The sequence below is a fragment of the Streptomyces sp. NPDC059455 genome, from assembly GCF_042750115.1.
GTDB lineage: Bacteria > Actinomycetota > Actinomycetes > Streptomycetales > Streptomycetaceae > Streptomyces > Streptomyces endocoffeicus.
In genome coordinates, this window is record NZ_JBHYVB010000133.1 from 1 (window position 1) to 18,706 (window position 18,706).

Below are 18,706 nucleotides of genomic sequence, written 5' to 3' on the forward strand. Positions count from 1 at the left end.
CCCACCCATCGCCGGACACCTCGGGCGCGTCGGACACCTCGGGCGCGCCGGATGCCTCGGGCGCGCCGGATGCCTCGGGCGCGCCGGATGCCTCGGGCGCGCCGGGCACCGGCAGATGGCGGGCCACGGAGGCGTTGAGCCGCTCCAGGTAGTCCGTCAGCCGGGCGAGGTCCTCGTCCGGCCAGTCCGCGATGGCCTCGCCCAGCAGCCGGGTCCGCCGGGTGGCCGCCAGGGCGACATGGCGGCGCCCGGTGTCGGTCAGCGCCACCCTTCGTATCCGGCGGTCCACGGTGTCCCGTACCCGGGTCACCAGCCCCGCCGCCGTCAGCCGGTCCACGACGCGCACGGCGCGGGCCCGGTCGGACAGCAGCAGGGCGGCGATATCGGACACGGTGGGCGGCGGTGGGGAGCTGGCCTCGACGAAGCGCAGCACCCGGTAGCCGGTCGGGGTGACACCGGCGGGCAACCCGCCCAGGAAGCGCTCCCGCACCAGCGGTCCGTACAGCCCGTGGCGGGCGTGGCGCAGCTCCTGCAGCACCGCGTCCAGCCCGCGCAGCTCCTCGTCCCGATCGCTCACGGACACCAGCCTGCGCGCCGCCACCGCCCCTGGCAACGCACATCCGCCACCGTGCACCGAGATGGTTGTCGGGGTTCGCCGTCCGGTCGTCCGCCGGTAGCCCGCCGTACCGCGCTGTTCACGGCGCCGCGGTGTCCGGCGACGGCGGGTGCGTGGGAGCTTCGCCCCATGACGACGACACCGAAGAACACGGCCACCACATCGGCAGCGTCGGCCACCAGATCGGCGACGGCGGCCACCACATCGACCACGTCCCGGGTGAGCCGGCGGGGGCTGCTGGGCGTGGCGGGCGCCGCGGCGGCCGGTGCGGGCACATATCTGTCCCAGCAGGAGGCGGTGGCGGCCTCGCCGGTGCTGTGGACCCGGCCGGAGGGGTCCGGGATGCCGCCGGTGAGCGGGCTGCATCTGCAGTTCGGGGCCGACGCCGCGCGGGAGGTCGTGGTGTCCTGGCAGACACCGGTCCCGGTGAAACGGCCGCGGGTCATGCTCGGCACCCCCTCCCATGGGATGGGCACCGAGGTCACCGCGCGGACCACCTTCTACCGCGACGCCAAGTCCCAGCAGAGCATGTATGTCCACCACGCCCGGCTGAGCCGGCTGCGCCCCGGCACCGACTACGTCTACGCCGCCGTCCACGACGGGGCGACGCCGGAGGCGGGGTCGTTCCGCACCGGGCCGGGCGGCCGGGCGCCGTTCACCTTCACCAGCTTCGGCGACCAGGGCACGCCCACGGTGGGCAAGCTGAACGGTCCCAAGCCGCCGAAGATCACCGAGAAGCTCACCTATCTCAACGACAACCTCGGCTCGCCGTACGCCAACGACGTGACCACCGCCGTCGAGCGGGTCGCGCCCCTGTTCCACCTCATCAACGGCGATCTGTGCTACGCCAATCTGTCCGAGGACCGGCTGCGCACCTGGGCCGACTGGTTCGACATGACCAGCCGGTCCTCGCGGTTCCGGCCGTGGATGCCCGCGGCCGGCAACCACGAGAACGAGCTGGGCAACGGGCCGATCGGGTTCGACGCCTACCAGGCGTACTTCTCACTGCCCGGCAACGGCGGCGATGACGAGACCCAGGGGCTGTGGTACGCCTTCACCGTCGGCTCGGTGCGCGTCGTCAGCCTGGCCAATGACGACGTGGCCCTTCAGGACGCCGGAAACACCTATGTGCGGGGCTACTCCGGCGGGGCGCAGCGGCGCTGGCTGGAGGCCGAGCTCACCCGGACCCGGGCCGACCGGGACATCGACTGGATCGTGGTCGTCATGCACCAGGTGGTCGTCTCCACGGCCGACCACCCGGGCAACGGCGCCGACCTCGGCATCCGGCAGGAGTGGCTGCCGCTCTTCGACAAGTACGGCGTCGACCTGGTCGTCTGCGGCCATGAACACCACTATGAGCGCTCCCACCCGATCCGCGGCCGGGAGTCCAACGACACGATGACGCCGACCCCCGCCGCCACCCGTACCGATCTGGTGGACACCGGCCAGGGAACGGTCCACATGGTCATCGGTGGCGGTGGCACCTCGATCCCGTCGATGGACGTCCTGTTCGACACCCCGCGGTGCAATGTCATCACCGGTGTCGGCGCCGCCGGTGCGAACGGCCGGAAGACCCCGGTCTATGTGACCGAGGCGGCCCCGTGGTCGGCGGTGCGCGACCGGGTGAACCCGTACGGCTTCGCCGCGTTCACCGTCGACCCCGGCACCAAGCCGGGCGGCCCCACCACGATGTCGGTGACCTACTACGCGGTCACCGGGCTCTACGGCCGTATCGAGCCCGTGGACACCTTCACGCTCCGGCGGACCCGTAGCGACGGTGAGCGGCGCCGATGACGGTGAGCCGCGCCGATGAGGGCATGAGGTGATCCTTTTCGGGAACGCGGGAGGGCATGCAGACGCTGAACCGATGGGAACGGGCGATAGCGCGCTGGGAGGCATCGCTGCTGGCCAAGGTGGTCCGCCGCGAGCCCGTCGAACTCCTCGGCGCGCTGAGACGGGAATGCGACAGCCACACCGTGGTGTGCGGACCGACCCGGGTGGTCGTGCCCAACGTCTATGACGTCGAGCTCGCCGACGCGGTCCACGACGAGCTCACCCGGCGTGGCTGTCAGGTGGGGCAGGAGCTGACGGATCATCTGATGCGGCACGCGGAGGACAAGGGCTATGAGTGGGCCGGCCCGCTCACCGTGCACGTGTCCCGGTCCGACCGGGTGCCCAACGGCAGGTACCGGGTGGTGGGCCGGCCCATGACCCATATCCGCGCCGACACGTTCGCCGACGCGACGGCCTAGCGCGTCAGCGGGGCAGCCGGCCCGGGTCGGTGGCCCAGCTGGTGTCGGGCCGGTCGGCCAGGTCGAAGGAGAGCGAACCGCCCTGGCGCACCACGGAGCCGTCGAGCCATGAGGTGTCGTGCGGCCGGCCGTTCACCCGCACCGCGTGCACATAGGGGTGGGTGTCGGACGCGTCCGGGGCGTCGATGGTCAGGACGCGCCGCTGTCCCGCCGGGGCGATCACCGCGCGGGGGAAGAGCGGTCCGGTGAGCAGTGCCTCGGCGCGCCCCGGGGCCTGCGGATAGAGGCCGAGCGCCGCGAACACGTACCACGCGGACATGGTGCCCAGGTCGTCGTTGCCGGGCAGCCCCTTCGGCCCGGTGCCGTACACGGTGGTGACGATCTGGCGCACGGTCTCCTGGGTCTTCCAGGGTTGCCCGAGCGCGTTGTAGAGCCAGGGGGCGTGGATGCCCGGTTCGTTGGTGGGGTCGTAGCGGAGCGGATCGCCGCCGCGGACCGACCAGGAGCCGTCGGGCTTGTGGAAGAAGCCGTCCAGCCGGGCCGCCGCCTGGTCGCGGCCGCCCATGGCCCCGGCGAGCCCTTGGACGTCCTGCGGCACCATCCAGGTGTAGGTGGCCGCGCTGCCCTGGGCGAAGCCCCGGTCGGACGCCGGGTCGAAGGGGGTCACCCAGGAGCCGTCGCGGTTCCTGGCCTGGATGTATCCCGCCGTGCCGGTGGCCTGGGGGTTGAACACATTGCGCCAGTAGCCGCCGCGCGCGCCGAGCTCGTCGGCCTCCTTCGTGCGGCCGAGCAGCCGGGCCCAGCGGGCGAACGCGTCATCGGCGACGGAGTCCTCCAGGGTCTCCGCGGCGCCGCCCCAGCAGTGGCAGGCGTCCTGTGCCGCGTACCGGGACTCCAGGTACTGGGCGAGGCCCGGACGCTGGCCCTCGCACTGCCCCGGGCAGCCCTTGTCGGAGAGCCCGTCGGGGTGCGGGACGGAGGCCTGCCGGTAGAGGGAGTCGAAGGCGCCCTTGGCGTCGAAGTTCCGCACCCCCATGGCGTAGAAGGTGGCGAGCGTGGCGGCGGAGGGGTCGCCGGTCATCACATGGGTGGCGCCGCTGATGTGCAGCCAGCGGTCCCACACCCCGCCGTTCTGCCGTGCGAAGTTGAGCAGCGACTGGGCGAAGTCCCCGGCGACCTTGGGCTGGAGCAGGGCGAGCAGCTGCACCTGGGCGCGGTACTGGTCCCAGCCGGAGAAGTTGCTGTACTGCGCCGTCTGCCCACGCTCGACGCGGTGCGGTGTGCCGTCCATGCCCGGGTAGCGGCCGTCGGTGTCGCTGATCAGGTTGGGCTGCTGCAGCGCGTGGTAGAGGGCGGTGTAGAACGCGGTGCGGCGCGGCTCGCTGCCGCCGCTGACGCGGATGGCGCGCAGCGTGCGGTCCCAGGCGGCCCGTCCCGCGGCGGCCACGTCGGCGACGCTCGCCCGGGGCGCTATCTCGGCGCGGAGATTGGCCTCGGCACCCGCGAGGGAGACGTACGAGATGCCGAGCCGCATCCGGACATCGTTGTCCCGCGCGGTGTCGAAGCCGACGTATCCGCCGGAGCCGCGCCCGGCCCGGTCGGCGCCGGTGAGATAGCCCTCGCCGCCGTCGGCGGTGGTGGCGCCGGGTGAGAGCCGGTCGTTCTCCCAGGTGCCCACGGTGGAGAAGGCACGGTCGAACGAGGCGCTGAAGTAGAGGCGGTAGTAGGTCTTGCGGTTGTTCACCCCGCCGTTGGCGCGCCGTCCGCAGAACGCGCCGGTGAGCACCCAGCCGGTGACCTTGTGCCGCTCGCGGTCGATCTCGATATGCGCGTTCTCGCTGCCGTTGAGCGAGTTGGAGGTGCGGAACAGCAGACGGGCCGGGGCGTCCTGGGGGAAGGAGAAGTCGGCGACACCGGCCCGCTCGCTCACCGCGAGATCGGCGGCCGCGCCCGAGTCGAGCCCCACCCGGTAGTGGCCGGGCTCGGCCTTCTCCTTTTCGTGCGAGAAGGTGGCGGCGTACTTCTGGTCCTTGGTGTCGGCGGTGGGAGAGCTGTCGACCTCGCCCACGAACGGCATGATCGGCACATCGCCCGCGGCTCCGGGGTGGCAGCCCGCGCCGTTGACATGGGTGAGGCTGAAGCCCCGGACCCGGGTGGTGTCGTACGAATAGCCGTTCGCCGCCGCGGTGTTGGTCTGGTCGCCGGTGGTGCTGGTCGGGGACCAGGCGATCATGCCGAACGGCAGGTTGGCGCCCGGGTAGGTGTTGCCGCCGCCGGCGGAGCCGATCAGCGGGTCCACCTGGTCGACGGGGTGACGTACCTCGTCGGCCCGTGACGCCGCGCTCGCCGCTGGGGCCTCGACGAGCGGAGCGAGCAGCGCGCCGACCGCCACCGCCACTCCCCCGCCGACCAGCGCCGATCGGTATCTGAGTCTCTTTCGCCGCGTTCTGTGCGTCTCCATCGGGGATCACGCCCTTCCATGTGTCGGAGTGAACCTAGGGGCGTACGGTGACGCTGGAGTGAACCGGACGCCGACGACGCTCGGCTGACGGCGGGACCGGTCCCCGGGATCCCGCTCTACGGTGCCTGCCATGCGGATCACCTGGAGACTCGTCCTCGGCTTTCTCGCCGTCTCGGTCCTCGCCCTCCTGGCCGCCCTGGCGCGTCCGTCGTGGCCGCAGGGGCGGGGCGCCACCGGGCCGACGTCGCTCACCGTCGGGAAGGGGACCGAGCGCTGCACCCTGCACGCCGCCACCCCGCGGGAGGCGGCGCGCCGGGCGAGGCCGGGGGACACCGTCTGCTTCGACGGCGATCTGTCCCGGCAGCGGCTGGTCATCACCAGGGGCGGGAGCCGGGAGCGCCCGATCACCTATGCCGGGGGCGGGGACGCGGTGGACGGCATCACCGTCGAGGCCGACGATGTGATCGTGGACGGGTTCCGGTCCGTCCGGCCGGAGGCGCCCGGGATCGAGCTGGCCGGCCACCGCGTCACCGTGCGGAACAACACCGTGATCGGCCCGAGGGGCGGGGACGGCGACGGCATCCGGTTCTTCGGCGACGATCTGACCATCGCGCACAACACCGTCCGCGACACCGACAACAGCCGTGGCCGGCACGCCGACTGCATGCAGACCTTCGCCAGCGACGCCCCGCCCAGCCACCGTGTCCGCATCGAGAACAACCGCTGCGAGGACATCGACAACATGTGCCTGATGGCCGAGGGCCCGAACGACGGCGAGGGCGAGGGCCACGGCACCACCGGCGACTTCACCATCAGGGGCAACCACTGCGAGACGCTGCGCGCCTCCCAGGCGCTGATGTTCGAGGACGTGCGGAACGCCACCATCACCGGCAATGAGTTCGCCGCCCCCACCCACCACGCCATCGGCCTCGCCTACCACTCGACCGGCGCCCGGGTCGACGGCAACACCCTCCACCCCGGTATCCGCTACGAGGTGGGCATCGACGCCTCATCCCGTCCGGGTTACCGGGGCCCGGAGCCGGGGGGCCTGCCGTAGGAGCCTCTGGGAGGAGGAGCCGGGGGGAGCGGGGGCGCGGGGTTCTCCCGCTCCCCCCGGGATACGTTTGGTCAAGCGGCGCCCGCGGCGCCCCGTGCCGCCGCCAGATCCGCCACCAGGCGCTTCTCGACCGGCACGCCGGGGTCGGAGTACTGCCCGGACAGACACACCGGGCCGGTGAAACCGAGCTCCGCCAGTTGCCCGAGCGCCGCCGACCAGTCGGCCAGCCCCTCGGGGCCGGGCACGAACCAGGGTTTCCAGTGCCCGCCGACGGCCTCACCGGTCGGTTCGGTGCGCACATGGATGGCGTTCTTGAGGTTGACGATGCCGAGCCGCTCGGCGACCAGCGGCAGGGTGACCCGCGGATCGTCGCCCGCCAGGGCGTCATGGGCGGCGTCCCAGATCACCCGGAAGTGCTCGACCGGCAGACCGTCGAGGAGGTCCATCACCCCCAGCGCGGAGGACACATAGCGCCCGTGGTGCGGCTGCACCCCGACCTGGACGCCATATCCCTCGGCGAGCGGCGCCGAGTCCTCCAGCCGTTGCCGTGCCCGCCGGACCGAGGCGGCGTAGCCGTCGGGGCCCAGTTCGGCCATGACCCGGATCATCGGCACGCCCGCCTCCCGGCACGCCGCGAAGACGGGTTCGCGGAGATCGCTCGCGACGCTGATCACCTCGACGCCCTCCGCCCGCAGCCGCGCGGTGAACTCCGGCAGCAGCCGTCCGGCTTCGCCCGGGGTGACGTACGCGGTGTCCCGGACCGGGATCTCGGCACCGGTGAAGCCGAGGCCGGACACCAGCCCGCCCAGGGCGTCGCCGGGCAGCGTGGACCACGGTTTGGTGAACACGGACCAGAGAAATGTCATGGTGTCAGCGGCCTCCGAGCCCGCTCATGGTGATGCCTTTGACGAACCAGCGCTGGGTGAGGAAGAAGAGCACGATGAGCGGCACGGTGGTGATGGCGGCGGCCATCAGCAGCAGATTCCACTGGGTGCCGTTGGTGGACTGGAACACCTGGAGGCCGACCGCCGCGGTCCTGGTGGAGTCGCTGTTGGATATCACCAGCGGCCAGAGCAGGTTGTTCCACTGGCTGATGAACTTGAACACCGCGAGGGTGGCGATGGCCGGGATGGCCAGCGGGACGATCACCCGGATGAACGTCTGCCAGCGGTTCGCCCCGTCGAGGCGGGCGGCCTCCTCGTAGTCGCGGGGCACGCCCAGGAAGAACTGGCGGAGCAGGAACACCCCGAGCGCGGTGAAGGCGTGCGGCAGGATCATCCCGGGCCAGGTGTCCACTCCGTGCAACTTCGCCACCAGGATGAACTGCGGGATCAGCGTGACCTGCGAGGGGATCATCAAGGTGGTCAGATAGACGCCGAACAGCACGCTCCGGCCCCGGAAGCGCAGCCGGGCGAAGGCGTACGCGGCCAGCGCCGCGGTGACCGTCTCCAGGAGCGCCGTACCCCCGGCGAAGAAGACGGTGTTCAGCAGATAGCGGCCCAGCGGGACGAGATCGAAGGCCCGGCCGATGTTCTCCGGATGCCAGCTGCCGGGCCAGAACGACGGCCGTGCCGCCATCGACTCGGCGTCGGACTGGAAGGCCACCAGCACCATCATCACGATGGGGGTGAGGGTGACCGCGGTGACCAGGAAGCAGGTGAACACCAGCAGCCGCCGGGCCGCCACGGGCGAGCGGCGGAGGGCCGCGAGCGCGGGCACGTCAGAGGTCATAGTGCACCAGCCTCCGCTGGAGCAGGAACTGCGCCGCGGTGATGACGACGATAAAGGCGAACAACACCATCGACTGCGCGGCCGCGTAGCCCTGCTCGTAGTTCTGGAATCCGGTCCGGTAGATGTACATCACGAGTGTGGTGGTGCTGGATCCCGGCCCGCCGTCCGTCATCACCAGCGCCTGGTCGAAGACCTGGAAGGAACCGATGATCGAGGTGACCACGGTGAAGAACACCGAGGGCGACAGCAGGGGCAGCGTCACCGCGCGGAAGGTCCGCCAGGGCGAGGCACCGTCCATCCTGGCCGCCTCGTAGAGCTGCTGTGGAATGGCCTGCAGCCCGGCGAGGAAGATCACCATGCCGAAGCCGAAGCTCTTCCAGACGCTCATCAGGATGAGGGCGGGCATGGCCCAGTCGTCCGAGATCAGCCAGGCCGGGCCGTCGATTCCGAAGGCGCCGAGCACCGCGTTGATCAGCCCGTCGTGCGGGATGTAGAGCCAGACCCAGACGAAGGCCACCGCCACGGTGATCGTCGCGTAGGGCAGCAGGAGCAGCGACCGGAACACCGCCATGCGCCGCAGCCCCTGGTTGAGCAGCAGCGCCAGGCCGAGGCTGACCAGCAGTGTCAGCGGCACACTGACGAAGGTGAAGTACGCGGTGTTGCCGAGCGCCGACCAGAAGGTGGTGTCCGGGCCGAGCCGGGCGAAGTTGTCCAGGCCGATGAAGTGGGGCGGGCTGAACAGGTTCCAGTCCAGCAGCGAGATCACCCCGGCCGCGACCACCGGTCCGGCGGTGAAGACCAGGAATCCGGCCAGGCTGGGCAGGAGGAACAGCCAGGCGGCGAGCGTCTCCGAGCCGTTCCGCCAGAACCGGGGGCGGCGCAGCGGGCCACGCGGGGGGCGCCGTGGGGCCGCGGTCGCCGCGGCGGGGGTTTCGACAGCCATCGTGATCCTTCCTCAGGTGGCCTGGCGGACGGCGTCCCGGTGCTGGCGCATCAGGGCGTTCAGCCGCGGCATCACACCGTCGATCGCGTCGCGGACGCTCACCTGGCCGAGGAAGGCCCGGGGCAGGTCCTGGCCCAGCAGCAGCCGGACGCGGTTCCAGTTGGTGGTGACGTTGAAGGGATGGCCGCCGGCGACCTCGCCCTTCAGGATCCGCTGGACGATGCCGAGGTTGGCGGGCGGCGGTTCGAAGGCGCTCGCGGCGGAGAGCCGCGCGGGGTTGTTGCGCCCGGCCCGTGCGTAGATGTTCAGCGCGCCCGTGCTGGTGAGGGTCTTCAGCAGTCGCCACGCCAGGTCGAGGTCGTCGTCCTTGACGCCTGAGGGGATGGCGAAGCTGGAGCCCGACACCCGCGGTGTGGATCCGGCCGGTCCGGCGGGGAAGGGCACGATGTCCCATGTGAAGGGGGCCTTGCGGACATTGAGCACCTGCCAGGGGCCGTTCTGCATGAAGGCGACGTTGCCCTGGAGGAAGTTGGCCAGGGAGGCGCCGGAGGCGTTCTGGGCGACCAGGTTGTCGATCGGCGGGGTGACCCGGTCCTTGACGAACAGGCCGACCACGTAGTGGATCGCCTCCAGGGCCTCGGGGGCGTCCAGGGGGCTGGTGTCACGGTCCCCGTCGAGGACATCGCCACCGGCGCAGTAGATCCAGGACACCAGGTCGTCGATGGTCGGGGCGCAGGTGAAGCCGTACTGGTCCTTCGGCTTGCTCAGCTCGATGGCCAGATCCCGGAAGGTGTCCCAGCTCATGGGCTCGGTCGGGGACGGCGGATCGACACCGTTCCGCTCGAGCAGTGTCCTGTTGTAGTAGAGCACGGTCGGTGCCACGTCGAAGCCGATGGCGTAGGTGTGGCCGGCGAACGAGGAGATGGACCGGATGGCGGGGTAGAAGTCGTCGAGGTCGAAGTCGGGGTCCGCGGCGATGAGATCGTCCAGCGGCCGGTGTGCGCCGCGTGAGGCGTAGGTGGGGATCAGCCAGCCGTTGAGGGCGGTGACCATACCGGCCGTTCCGCTGACGAGCTGCAGATCGAGTTTGGTGGGGTAGCCGTCGGAGGGGGTGAGGGTCGAGGCCGATCTGATGTGCATGCGCCGCTCGACATAGCGTCCGAAGTCGGCCCAGACCCGGTTCTCCTCCGGGCTGCTGGACCACATGGACCAGGTGGCCGTGCCGGGCGGCGGACCGGAGGAGCAGCCGCCGAGGGCTCCCGTGGTGGCGAGTCCGCCGAGGGCCGCCCCCTTGAGCAGTGCACGCCGGGAAAAGCTGGAAGACATCGTCGTCTCCTCGCTGCTGGGTCTGGGTGCGCAGATGTTCAGGACCAGGCCAGGTCCATGGACTCGGCGCGGATGCGTTCCTCGTCGACCTCGACGCCGAGCCCGGGGCCGGAGGGGACGGTGGCGGTGGCCGCGACGATGTCCAGGTTCTCCACGTAGAGGTCGGCCAGCAGCTCCGGTCCGTTCAGTTCGGCGGGCAGGGCCAGTTCCAGCTGGCTGAAGAGGTGCAGCGCGGCCGCGAAGCCGATGCCGCAGTCGGTCAGCCCGCTGGCCAGCACCTCCAGGCCGCCCGCCAGCGCGACCTGGGCGGTCTTCAGGGCGTTGCGCAGCCCGCCGGATTTGCAGATCTTGACGACCACCAGATCGGCGGCGTCCAGGCGGAGTGTGCGGGCCAGGTCCTGGGCGGTGAAGCTGCCCTCGTCGATGGCCACCGGCAAGCTGATCAGGTCCCGGACCCGGCGCAGGGCGAGGGTGTCGGTGCCCGGCACGGGCTGCTCCACGCAGTACAGGTGCGGCACCTCGCGTACCGCGTCCATCAGGCGGGTGAGGGCGGTCGGCCGGTAGGACTGATTGGCGTCCAGCCAGAGGGGTTTGCCCGCGGCGACCTCCGCGACGGCGGTGATGGCCGCGGTGTCCGCCGCGGGATCGCCTCCGATCTTCACCTTGTAGGCGGTGTAGTCCGAGGACTGGTGGGCGTGTTCGCGGACGGCGGCGGGCTCGCCCACCCCGATGGCCGAGCAGAGCGGCACCGTGTCCCGGAGCTTGCCGCCCAGCAGGGCGTGGACCGGCAGCCCGGCCAGCTTGCCGGCCGCGTCGTGCAGGGCGATGTCCACCGCGGCGCGGGCGAACGGAAAGCCGTTGGACACCGAGGGGCTCAGCCGGCGGTTCGCCCGGGTGTGGAACAACTCCACGTCGAACGGGGTGAGTTCGAGGAGGATGGGGGCCAGATGGCGCTTGATGACGACGGCGATCGTCTCGGCGGTCTCATAGCTCCAGCTGGGCAGGGCGCGCTGTTCGCCCCAGCCGACCACCCCGTCCTCGGTGGTCAGCTTGACGAAGATGACCGACCCCGCCTGATCGGGGGTGCCGACGGCGCCGCTGCCCAGCACGAACCGCCGGGCGAACGGCACGGCCACGGGGAAGACCTCGACCGCCGTGATACGCGACATGGTGAAGTGACTCCTGACATAAGGTCGATGACGGACACGGCCGGATGCGGAGCGCGGGGGCCGGTCAGGCGGCGATGGGCCAGGAGGCGGGGTCCACGAAGCTCGGACCGCGGACACCCTTGTCCAGCCAGTCGGCCACATCCGCCATCACATATCCGGCCAGCGCCAGATGCCCGTCCACGGTGTCCCCGGCGATATGCGGGGTGAGCAACAGGTTCGGGCAGCCCAGTACGGACTCGCCGAGCTGCGGCGGCTCGGGGTCGAAGACGTCCAGCGCGGCGAACAGCCGCCCCGCCAGGACCTGTTCGAGCAGCGCGCCCTGGTCGACGGCCGGTCCCCGGGCGGAGTTGACGACCACGGCGTGGTCGGGGATCCGCTCGATGAGCCGGGCGCTCACCAGGCCCCGGGTGTCGGGGAGATCGGGCACATGGACGGAGACGAACGGGCAGCCGAGGGCCTCCTCCAGCGTGGCGGTCCGCACCCCCAGCGCGGCGGCCGCCTCCTGGTCCAGATACGGGTCGTACACCACCACCTCGCAGCGGAACGGCCTGAGCAGGGTGATCAGGGCGCGGGCCGTGGAGCTCGCGCCGAGCACGCCCACCCGGCGGCCGGTGAGTTCACCGCCCCGGAAGCCGCTCTGCTTCCAGCCGCCGGCGCGTATCGCGGTGTCGAACAGCGGCAGCCGGCGGGCCAGGGTGAGCATCGCCGCCAGGCAGTACTCCCCCACGGACCAGGCGATCCGCCCGGCGGCCGAGAAGACCGCGACGCCCTGGTCGAGCACCTCGCGGTCGATGAGCTTCTTCACCGTCCCGGCGGCGTGGGCCACCACCCGGGGGCCATCGCCGCCGGCCCAGATCGCCCGGTCCAGACGGGGTGTGCCCCAGCTGGTCAGCAGCACATCGCTGCCGACGGCGAGCCGGGCCACCACGTCCGCGGTCAGCGGCTCATCGGCCCAGCTCACCTCGTAACGTTTCTCCATCAGCCGCCGGGCCTCGGCGCTGATCACATCGGTGGCACGCTGGGGGGTCATGGCGATGGCGAGTCTGGACAACCTGGCTCCTCGGACGGGATCGGCGCGGATCTGCCCTGTGGCGGTCGTCATGACCGTAGGGGCATGCCGCCATGCCCGTCCAAGCCCGCTTTCGCATCGCCCCATACCGTGAGGGCATGAACCTCTCCCTGCAGCAGCTCCGCGGCTTTGTGGCGGTGGCGGAGGAGCAGCACTTCGGCCGTGCCGCCGCCCGCCTCAATATGACCCAGCCCCCGCTGACCCGTCAGATCCAGGCGCTGGAACGCGCCCTGGACGTCGTCCTGTTCGAGCGCACCGGACGAGGCGCCCGGATCACCGCGGCGGGCCGGGTCTTCCTCGACCACTGCCACCGGGTGCTGGCCCTGCTGGAGGCCGCGCCGACCGCCACCCGCCGCGCCGCCGAGGGCCGCACCGGCACCCTGCGGCTGGCCTTCACCGCGATCGGCGCGTACGCCATCCTGGCCGACGTGCTGGATCTGGTGAAACGGCATCTCCCCGATGTCACCGTCGAGTTGACCGAACTGGTCAGCCCCGATCAGTTCGCCGCCCTCTCGGAGCTGCGCATCGACCTGGGGCTGGTGCGGCCGCCCATCCCCGAGGGGTACGCCTCGCTCCCGGTCCACTCCGAGGACCTCGTCCTCGCGGTCCCCTCCGGCCATCCGCTGGCCCATGGCGACGAGGACACCCCCGTCGCCCTGACCGATGTGGCCGATGACTACATCGGCTACAGCCCCGAGGGCTCCCGCTATCTGCACGACATCTGCGCCGCGATGATCGGCGTGGACCGCTACGCCGTCAGCCAGTTGACCTCCCAGGTCCCCACCATGCTCGCCCTGGTCCGCGCGGGCCTGGGCTGCGCCCTGATCCCCCGCTCGATCATGACCATGGGCGTCCACGGCGTCCGCTATCGCGAACTGGCCCCGGCCGACGCCCACTCCGTCACTCTCCACGCCTGCTGGAGCCCGGACAGCCCCAACCCGGCCCTCCAGCGGCTGGTGGACGTCCTCAACCAGGAGCGTTCGGGAGGCGGCTGTGAGATAGGCCATATGCGGCAGTAAGTAACGGTCCAAAGATATATAAACAGCCGCCAGGCCATTGAGCAGAGGGCCTTCGTGATCCGTATTCGCCGGTGCAAGCACGGGCAGACACTGCTCCGCACAACGACCGGCGTCCCCGCCAGGAGGCTCTATGCGATCCCGGTACTTCGTGACAGGTACCTCCCTCCTCATAGGTTCCGTGGTGGTCACCCTCGGTGTGATCATGTCGCCCGTCCTGACGGGTGTGCAGCAGACGAACCAGACGAACCTGGCGAAGACGAGCACGACGCAGTACGGACCGCTCACCGGCGCCGACCGGGACTTCGTGGTCAAGGTCCGGCTCGCCGGACTGTGGGAGTACCCCGTCGGTGAGCTGGCCCTCAAGAAGGGCACCACGGCGGCGGTGAAGACGGCCGGTGAACATCTGATCGTGGGGCATGCGCAACTGGACGACGCCTCGCGCGACATCGCCCCCAAACTCGGCATCACCCTGCCCAACAAGCCCACGCCGCAGCAGCAGGGGTTCCTGGACACCCTGACGGCCGCCACGGGCAAGAACTTCGACAGCCAGATGGCCCAGATCCTGCGCATCACCCACGGCCAGATCTTCAGCTCCATCGCCAAGATCCGGGCGACCAGCAAGAACACCCTGGTGCGTCAGCTCGCCACCCAGGCCAACAACACGGTGCTGGACCACATCACGCAGATGGAGAACACCGGGATGGTCGACTACGAGCGGCTTCCCGCCCAGATCACCGCGACCCCGACCCAAGGCCCGAACTTCACCAAGCCGGTGCTGCCCAAGCCCGGTGAGCCCATGGTCGTCCTCAAGAAGCCGGCCTCGCTCGAGGGGAAGGGTGAACCGCCCACGCCGTCCCCGCCCGCCCCGGTCGACGACGCGCCGGGCTCCTCGGCCTCCCCGACCACTCCGGGCGCCACCTCCTCCCCCTCCGCGCCCGCCGTTCCGTAACACTCCGTCAGGAGAGCGCAGACAAGCCGGGTGAAACGCGGGCGGTTTCCGCCACATCGGTACCGTCAAATCACGCCACTCTGTGCGCCGCGGGGGTGCGAAACGGCTCCGGGAGAGCCTCCTGACCACCCCCGGCGGGCACCGCGCCGCGCCCCGGCTCCACGCGTATGCGTACTCGACCAACGCACGACCGTCTACTGACCCATCCACCACGTCTGCAATAGGACGGTGGAATATGCGCCCGCCCGGCTGTGGCCCGGCGGGCCCCGCACCCGCTAGGAATCGTTCAGAGGGCCGATGACCGGGCCCGGCACGGCCCCGGGCGGGGGCTGCCGAGACCTACGGGGCCCATGGGGCGGCGGACCCTACTACGCGCCGCCCGCCATTTCCGAGCATTACTGGATTTGACCCCCAACAGCTGAACCCTGCGTAACCTCACCGTCACTGGCGAAGCGCCACCAGTGGGCGCCCGCCATGGGTGACGCAGGGAGGGGAGGCCGCATGCCCGGAATCGACGAGTGCTTACTGGAAGCGATGACCGTGAACGGCGCGCGCGGAGCCGCCGTGATCGAGTGGACCAGCGGACTCGCGCTCGGCATGGTCGGCGAGGTACGCGACGAGGACCCCGAGGCCACCGCGGCGGAGACGGCGGAGCTCGCCCGGATGGCCGCCGAGCAGCGGGCGTTCGCCGCGCTGGGCCCCGGGAGCGACAAGAGCGGCGCCGACGCCGACGAGGCGGACGTGGAGCCCGCCGTCGAGGACGTCATCGTCACCACCCGCACCTGCTACCACCTGCTGCGCTTCGTCGACACGGCCTTCGACAGCGGCGTCTTCTTCTATCTGTGGCTCGACCGCCGGGAGGGCAATCTGGCGCTCGCCCGGATCCGGCTGCGCGACCTGTGCGGGCGGCTGGCACTGATATGAGCCTGCCTCACCGGACCGGGGCGCGGACCGGGCACGCCCCCAGCCTCACCGGGCTCGCCGACGAGCGGGCCAGCGGCGCCCTGCTGTGCGACGCGGGCACGGTCTATCTCCGGGACGGCCAGGTGGTGCACGCCGAGAGCCCCGTGGCCCCCGGGATCGAGGTACTGCTCACCACCGGTGGGCGGCTGACCGCCGACAGCTGGCGGGAGGCGGTGGGCCGGACCGGCCGGGCCGGCGGGGTCGGGCGGTTCCTCGTCGAAAGCGGCCGGCTGTCGGGCGCGGAGCTGGAGATCTGCCATTTGGGCGCGCTGTTCGACGCGGCGTACTTCGCGCTGGGACACGGCAGCGGCCCTCGCGGCTTCCAGCGGGGCGCGGCCCACTGGCTCGGGCCGGTGCGCCCGGTGGGCGCGGTGGCCGTCGAGCGCGAGACCCGGCGCCGCGGCAAGCTGCTGGCCGCCCTGTGGCCGTATCCGCAGGTGGACACGGAGCCGGTGGTGCTGCGCCGACCGGATGGCCGCGCCCCGGCCGTCACCCCCCGTCAGCGCGCGGTGCTGGCGCTGGCCGACGGGGTCCGCACCCCCGCCCGTATCGCCCGCGAGCTGGGCCGACCCGCCTTCCACACGCTGATCGACATACGGCGGCTGGCGGCGGCGGGCCATGTCGCCACCCCACGCTCCACACCTCCGGAACATCCGGGCCGCCCCGGCCCGCCCGCCGGTTCCGCCACTTCCGCGCCGACCGCCCCGGACCGCGGTCCCGGCGCGGTCGTCTTCACCGATCCCGATATCGACCTGCTGCGTCGGCTCCGCGACGCCTTGGAGGCAACCCTGTGATTCCCCCGACCGACCCGCCCGCCCCGTGCGCGGCGTCATGAGGCTCACCCTGCGGCAGCGCACGGAGCGGAAGTGGCTGCTGGCCGCCGAGCCCGAGGTGCTGGAGGAGCTGCGCCGGCTGCGGGCCCGGGTGACCCATGTGACCGGCGCCCTCGCCGCCACCAGCGATGGCGTGGTGCTGGCGCATGACACGGCCACCATCGAGCCCGAGGGCGTGGCGGCGCTGACCGCCGCGGCCCTCGGGGTGGCGCAGTCGCTGGCGGGTGCCACCGGGCGGGGCGCCTTCCGTGAACTGCTGGTCCGCGGCGAGAACGGCTATGTGGCCACCTACGCCGCGGGGTCCACGGCCGTACTGACCGTACTGGCCGGTGACCGCACCAACGTCGGCCGTCTCCATATGGAGGCCCGGCGCTCGGGCGCCCGGCTCGCCGATCTGGTGGGCGGCGCCCTCAGCAGGGCCGAACAGCCCTGACCCCACGACCTCCCCCACCCGGCGCGCACACCGCGCGCCGAGACCCGACCGCACATCACTGATATCGAAAGGAACAGCCACGATCATGGCGAACACCCAGACCGCGCTCAAAGAGGCGATGACGTCCATCGAGGGCACCCTCGGCGCCGCGCTGGTCGACTACTCCAGCGGGATGGCCCTCGGCACCGTGGGCGGAGGAAAGGAGCTCGACCTGACGGTGGCCGCGGCGGGCAACACCGATGTGGTGCGCGCCAAGGTGCGGACCATGGAGCAGCTCGGTCTGCAGGACGGCATCGAGGACATCCTCATCACCCTCGGCACCCAGTACCACCTGATCCGGCTGCTGAAGGGCCGGGACAGCCAGGGTCTCTTCCTCTATCTGGCGCTGGACAAGAACCGGGCCAATCTGGCCATGGCACGCCACCAGCTGCGCAAGATCGAGGCCGACCTGGAGGTCTGAGCCGTACGGCCCCGATCCATGCGCTGTTGAATCCGGTGGGTCGGTCCGACCCACCGGACGGGGCACGCTAACGCACCAGGCAGGGGCGCTTGTTGTCGAAGGTCCAGCCCGGAATGAGATAGCGCATGCCCACCGCGTCGTCCCGCGCCCCCAGCGCCTTCTCCTGGTAGAGGGCGTGGGCGGCGAGGAGCCGGTCGCGGTCGAGCCGGATCCCCAGCCCGGGGGCGTCCGGGATGGCGATCTCACCACCGGCGATCCGCGGTGGCTCGACGGTGAGCCGCTCCAGCCCCTCCTGCCAGATCCAGTGGGTGTCCAGGGCGTTGTACGCGCCCGGGGCGGCGGCTCCGCAGTGGGCCACCATCGCCAGGGAGATGTCGAAGTGGTTGTTGGAGTGGCAGCCCCAGGTCAGGCCCATCTCATGGCAGAGCTGGGCCACCCGTACCGACCCCTGCATGGTCCAGAAGTGGGGGTCGGCCAGCGGGATGGAGACGGACTGCAGCGCCAGCGCGTGGGTCATCTGCCGCCAGTCCGTGGCGACCATGTTGGTGGCCGTGGGCAGTCCGGTGGCCCGCCGGAACTCGGCCAGGATCTCCCGGCCGGAGTAGCCGTCCTCGGCGCCGCACGGGTCCTCGGCGTAGGCGAGCGTGCCGAGCAGCGGCCGGCACAGTTCGATCGCCTCGCGCAGCGACCAGGCGCCGTTGGGGTCCAGGGTGATACGGGCCTCGGGGAACCGCTCCTTGAGCGCCCGTACCGCCTTGACCTCCTCGTTTCCCTCCAGGACCCCGCCCTTGAGCTTGAAGTCCGCGAAGCCGTAGAGGTCGTAGGTGGCCTCGGCCTGACGGACGATCGCCTCGGGGGTCAGCGCCTCCTCGTGGCGGATGCGGTACCACTCGGCGTCGGCGTCGGGTTCCCGGACATACTCCAGATCGGTCCGGCCGGGGTCGCCGACGTAGAACAGATAGCCCAGGACCCGTACCGAGTCGCGCTGCTGCCCGTCGCCCAGGAGCGCCGCGACGGGCACCTCCAGATGCTGCCCCAGCAGGTCCAGCAGGGCCGACTCGACGGCCGTGACGGCGTGCACGGTGGTGCGCAGATCGAAGGTCTGGGTGCCCCGTCCCCCGGCGTCGCGATCGCCGAACCGCTGCCCGATATCGCGCAGCACCCGCTTGTAGTCGCCCACCCGTGCCCCGACGACGAGGGACTCGGCGTCCCGCAGCGTCTGGGTGATCTTCTCACCGCCGGGCACCTCGCCCAGTCCGGTACGGCCCTCGGAGTCCTCGAGGACCACCACGTTGCGGGTGAAGTAGGGGCCGTGGGCGCCGGAGAGGTTCAGCTCCATGCTGTCCCGGCCGGCGACCGGGTAGACGGAGAACGAGGTGACGGTCGGCTGGCTCATCGTGGCGTCCTTGGGTCGGGAGCGGTCAG

The 18,706-nt window shown here is 71.3% G+C and carries 18 protein-coding genes; 9 read left to right on the forward strand and 9 right to left on the reverse strand.

The genetic code is table 11. The annotated features are described in order from the left end of the window. The coding region (locus ACFXB5_RS35680) for a MarR family winged helix-turn-helix transcriptional regulator (RefSeq protein WP_385216001.1) at window positions 1-577 on the reverse strand (577 nt) is incomplete at its 3' end. Window positions 578-745: 168 nt separating this feature from the next. Between ACFXB5_RS35680 and ACFXB5_RS35685 the strand changes: the two genes are divergently transcribed. Together ACFXB5_RS35685 and ACFXB5_RS35690 are read left to right on the forward strand one after the other, a co-directional pair. Continuing rightward, entirely contained in the window at window positions 746-2,410 is a 1,665-nt protein-coding gene (locus ACFXB5_RS35685) for a purple acid phosphatase family protein (protein ID WP_385216004.1), read from the forward strand. A 56-nt stretch (window positions 2,411-2,466) separates the two neighbouring features. Continuing rightward, a complete protein-coding gene (locus tag ACFXB5_RS35690; protein ID WP_385216007.1) occupies window positions 2,467-2,868 on the forward strand; it encodes a DUF3662 domain-containing protein in 402 nt (133 codons plus the stop codon). 4 nt (window positions 2,869-2,872) lie between these two features. Here ACFXB5_RS35690 and ACFXB5_RS35695 read toward each other — a convergent pair whose 3' ends face one another. Then, window positions 2,873-5,329, reverse strand: coding sequence for a GH92 family glycosyl hydrolase (locus ACFXB5_RS35695; RefSeq protein WP_385216010.1), 2,457 nt, complete (start codon window positions 5,327-5,329; stop codon window positions 2,873-2,875). Window positions 5,330-5,459: 130 nt separating this feature from the next. Here ACFXB5_RS35695 and ACFXB5_RS35700 point away from each other — a divergent pair, with 130 nt between their 5' ends. Beyond that, on the forward strand, window positions 5,460-6,386 hold the full coding sequence (locus ACFXB5_RS35700) for a right-handed parallel beta-helix repeat-containing protein (RefSeq protein WP_385216012.1): 927 nt from the start codon (window positions 5,460-5,462) through the stop codon (window positions 6,384-6,386). Window positions 6,387-6,457: 71 nt separating this feature from the next. On the opposite strand, the gene ACFXB5_RS35705 is transcribed toward ACFXB5_RS35700, so the two are convergent. From ACFXB5_RS35705 to ACFXB5_RS35730, 6 genes are all read right to left on the reverse strand, one after another. After that, on the reverse strand, window positions 6,458-7,252 hold the full coding sequence (locus tag ACFXB5_RS35705; protein WP_385216015.1) for a sugar phosphate isomerase/epimerase family protein: 795 nt from the start codon (window positions 7,250-7,252) through the stop codon (window positions 6,458-6,460). Between the two features lie 4 nt (window positions 7,253-7,256). After that, window positions 7,257-8,117: a carbohydrate ABC transporter permease gene (locus ACFXB5_RS35710; protein ID WP_385216018.1), complete on the reverse strand. Its 861-nt coding sequence runs from the start codon at window positions 8,115-8,117 to the stop codon at window positions 7,257-7,259. After that, the gene (locus ACFXB5_RS35715) at window positions 8,107-9,060 is read right to left on the reverse strand and encodes a carbohydrate ABC transporter permease (protein ID WP_385216021.1); all 954 of its coding nucleotides are present in this window, start codon (window positions 9,058-9,060) and stop codon (window positions 8,107-8,109) included. The genes ACFXB5_RS35710 and ACFXB5_RS35715 overlap by 11 nt, the downstream gene beginning before the upstream one ends. Before the next feature lie 12 nt (window positions 9,061-9,072). Beyond that, window positions 9,073-10,386, reverse strand: a complete 1,314-nt coding sequence (locus tag ACFXB5_RS35720; RefSeq protein ID WP_385216024.1) for an ABC transporter substrate-binding protein — start codon at window positions 10,384-10,386, stop codon at window positions 9,073-9,075. Between the two features lie 38 nt (window positions 10,387-10,424). Beyond that, a complete protein-coding gene (locus ACFXB5_RS35725; protein WP_385216027.1) occupies window positions 10,425-11,555 on the reverse strand; it encodes a mandelate racemase/muconate lactonizing enzyme family protein in 1,131 nt (376 codons plus the stop codon). 64 nt (window positions 11,556-11,619) lie between these two features. Further along, window positions 11,620-12,606, reverse strand: a complete 987-nt coding sequence (locus ACFXB5_RS35730) for a hydroxyacid dehydrogenase (RefSeq protein WP_385216030.1) — start codon at window positions 12,604-12,606, stop codon at window positions 11,620-11,622. 116 nt (window positions 12,607-12,722) lie between these two features. Between ACFXB5_RS35730 and ACFXB5_RS35735 the strand changes: the two genes are divergently transcribed. The 6 genes from ACFXB5_RS35735 (at window position 12,723) to ACFXB5_RS35760 (ending at window position 17,281) form a co-directional block, all read left to right on the forward strand. Beyond that, entirely contained in the window at window positions 12,723-13,643 is a 921-nt protein-coding gene (locus ACFXB5_RS35735) for a LysR substrate-binding domain-containing protein (RefSeq protein ID WP_385216032.1), read from the forward strand. A 130-nt stretch (window positions 13,644-13,773) separates the two neighbouring features. After that, complete coding sequence (locus tag ACFXB5_RS35740; RefSeq protein WP_385216035.1) at window positions 13,774-14,592, forward strand: DUF4142 domain-containing protein; 819 nt, start codon at window positions 13,774-13,776, stop codon at window positions 14,590-14,592. A gap of 501 nt (window positions 14,593-15,093) precedes the next feature. Then, window positions 15,094-15,516 carry a hypothetical protein gene (locus tag ACFXB5_RS35745; RefSeq protein ID WP_385216038.1) on the forward strand — a complete coding sequence of 141 codons (423 nt, stop codon included), beginning with the start codon at window positions 15,094-15,096 and terminating at the stop codon, window positions 15,514-15,516. Further along, window positions 15,513-16,349, forward strand: coding sequence for a transcriptional regulator (locus ACFXB5_RS35750; RefSeq protein WP_385216040.1), 837 nt, complete (start codon window positions 15,513-15,515; stop codon window positions 16,347-16,349). The genes ACFXB5_RS35745 and ACFXB5_RS35750 overlap by 4 nt, the downstream gene beginning before the upstream one ends. A 37-nt stretch (window positions 16,350-16,386) precedes the next feature. After that, window positions 16,387-16,821 carry a roadblock/LC7 domain-containing protein gene (locus ACFXB5_RS35755; protein ID WP_201851999.1) on the forward strand — a complete coding sequence of 145 codons (435 nt, stop codon included), beginning with the start codon at window positions 16,387-16,389 and terminating at the stop codon, window positions 16,819-16,821. An 85-nt stretch (window positions 16,822-16,906) separates the two neighbouring features. Continuing rightward, window positions 16,907-17,281, forward strand: a complete 375-nt coding sequence (locus ACFXB5_RS35760; RefSeq protein ID WP_385216044.1) for a hypothetical protein — start codon at window positions 16,907-16,909, stop codon at window positions 17,279-17,281. A gap of 67 nt (window positions 17,282-17,348) precedes the next feature. On the opposite strand, the gene ACFXB5_RS35765 is transcribed toward ACFXB5_RS35760, so the two are convergent. After that, window positions 17,349-18,677 carry an enolase C-terminal domain-like protein gene (locus ACFXB5_RS35765; protein ID WP_385216046.1) on the reverse strand — a complete coding sequence of 443 codons (1,329 nt, stop codon included), beginning with the start codon at window positions 18,675-18,677 and terminating at the stop codon, window positions 17,349-17,351. Between the last annotated feature and the right edge of the window lie 29 nt (window positions 18,678-18,706).

Bases quoted from the DNA above. Each gene is read 5' to 3' on its own strand.
- ACFXB5_RS35740 (WP_385216035.1), top strand. From the start codon at position 13,774: ATGCGATCCCGGTACTTCGTGACAGGTACCTCCCTCCTCATAGGTTCC.
- ACFXB5_RS35700 (WP_385216012.1), top strand. From the start codon at position 5,460: ATGCGGATCACCTGGAGACTCGTCCTCGGCTTTCTCGCCGTCTCGGTC.
- ACFXB5_RS35720 (WP_385216024.1), bottom strand. From the start codon at position 10,386: ATGTCTTCCAGCTTTTCCCGGCGTGCACTGCTCAAGGGGGCGGCCCTC.
- ACFXB5_RS35750 (WP_385216040.1), top strand. From the start codon at position 15,513: ATGAGCCTGCCTCACCGGACCGGGGCGCGGACCGGGCACGCCCCCAGC.
- ACFXB5_RS35685 (WP_385216004.1), top strand. From the start codon at position 746: ATGACGACGACACCGAAGAACACGGCCACCACATCGGCAGCGTCGGCC.
- ACFXB5_RS35715 (WP_385216021.1), bottom strand. From the start codon at position 9,060: ATGGCTGTCGAAACCCCCGCCGCGGCGACCGCGGCCCCACGGCGCCCC.
- ACFXB5_RS35695 (WP_385216010.1), bottom strand. From the start codon at position 5,329: ATGGAGACGCACAGAACGCGGCGAAAGAGACTCAGATACCGATCGGCG.
- ACFXB5_RS35705 (WP_385216015.1), bottom strand. From the start codon at position 7,252: ATGACATTTCTCTGGTCCGTGTTCACCAAACCGTGGTCCACGCTGCCC.
- ACFXB5_RS35755 (WP_201851999.1), top strand. From the start codon at position 16,387: ATGAGGCTCACCCTGCGGCAGCGCACGGAGCGGAAGTGGCTGCTGGCC.
- ACFXB5_RS35745 (WP_385216038.1), top strand. From the start codon at position 15,094: ATGCCCGGAATCGACGAGTGCTTACTGGAAGCGATGACCGTGAACGGC.
- ACFXB5_RS35735 (WP_385216032.1), top strand. From the start codon at position 12,723: ATGAACCTCTCCCTGCAGCAGCTCCGCGGCTTTGTGGCGGTGGCGGAG.
- ACFXB5_RS35690 (WP_385216007.1), top strand. From the start codon at position 2,467: ATGCAGACGCTGAACCGATGGGAACGGGCGATAGCGCGCTGGGAGGCA.
- ACFXB5_RS35710 (WP_385216018.1), bottom strand. From the start codon at position 8,117: ATGACCTCTGACGTGCCCGCGCTCGCGGCCCTCCGCCGCTCGCCCGTG.
- ACFXB5_RS35765 (WP_385216046.1), bottom strand. From the start codon at position 18,677: ATGAGCCAGCCGACCGTCACCTCGTTCTCCGTCTACCCGGTCGCCGGC.
- ACFXB5_RS35760 (WP_385216044.1), top strand. From the start codon at position 16,907: ATGGCGAACACCCAGACCGCGCTCAAAGAGGCGATGACGTCCATCGAG.
- ACFXB5_RS35725 (WP_385216027.1), bottom strand. From the start codon at position 11,555: ATGTCGCGTATCACGGCGGTCGAGGTCTTCCCCGTGGCCGTGCCGTTC.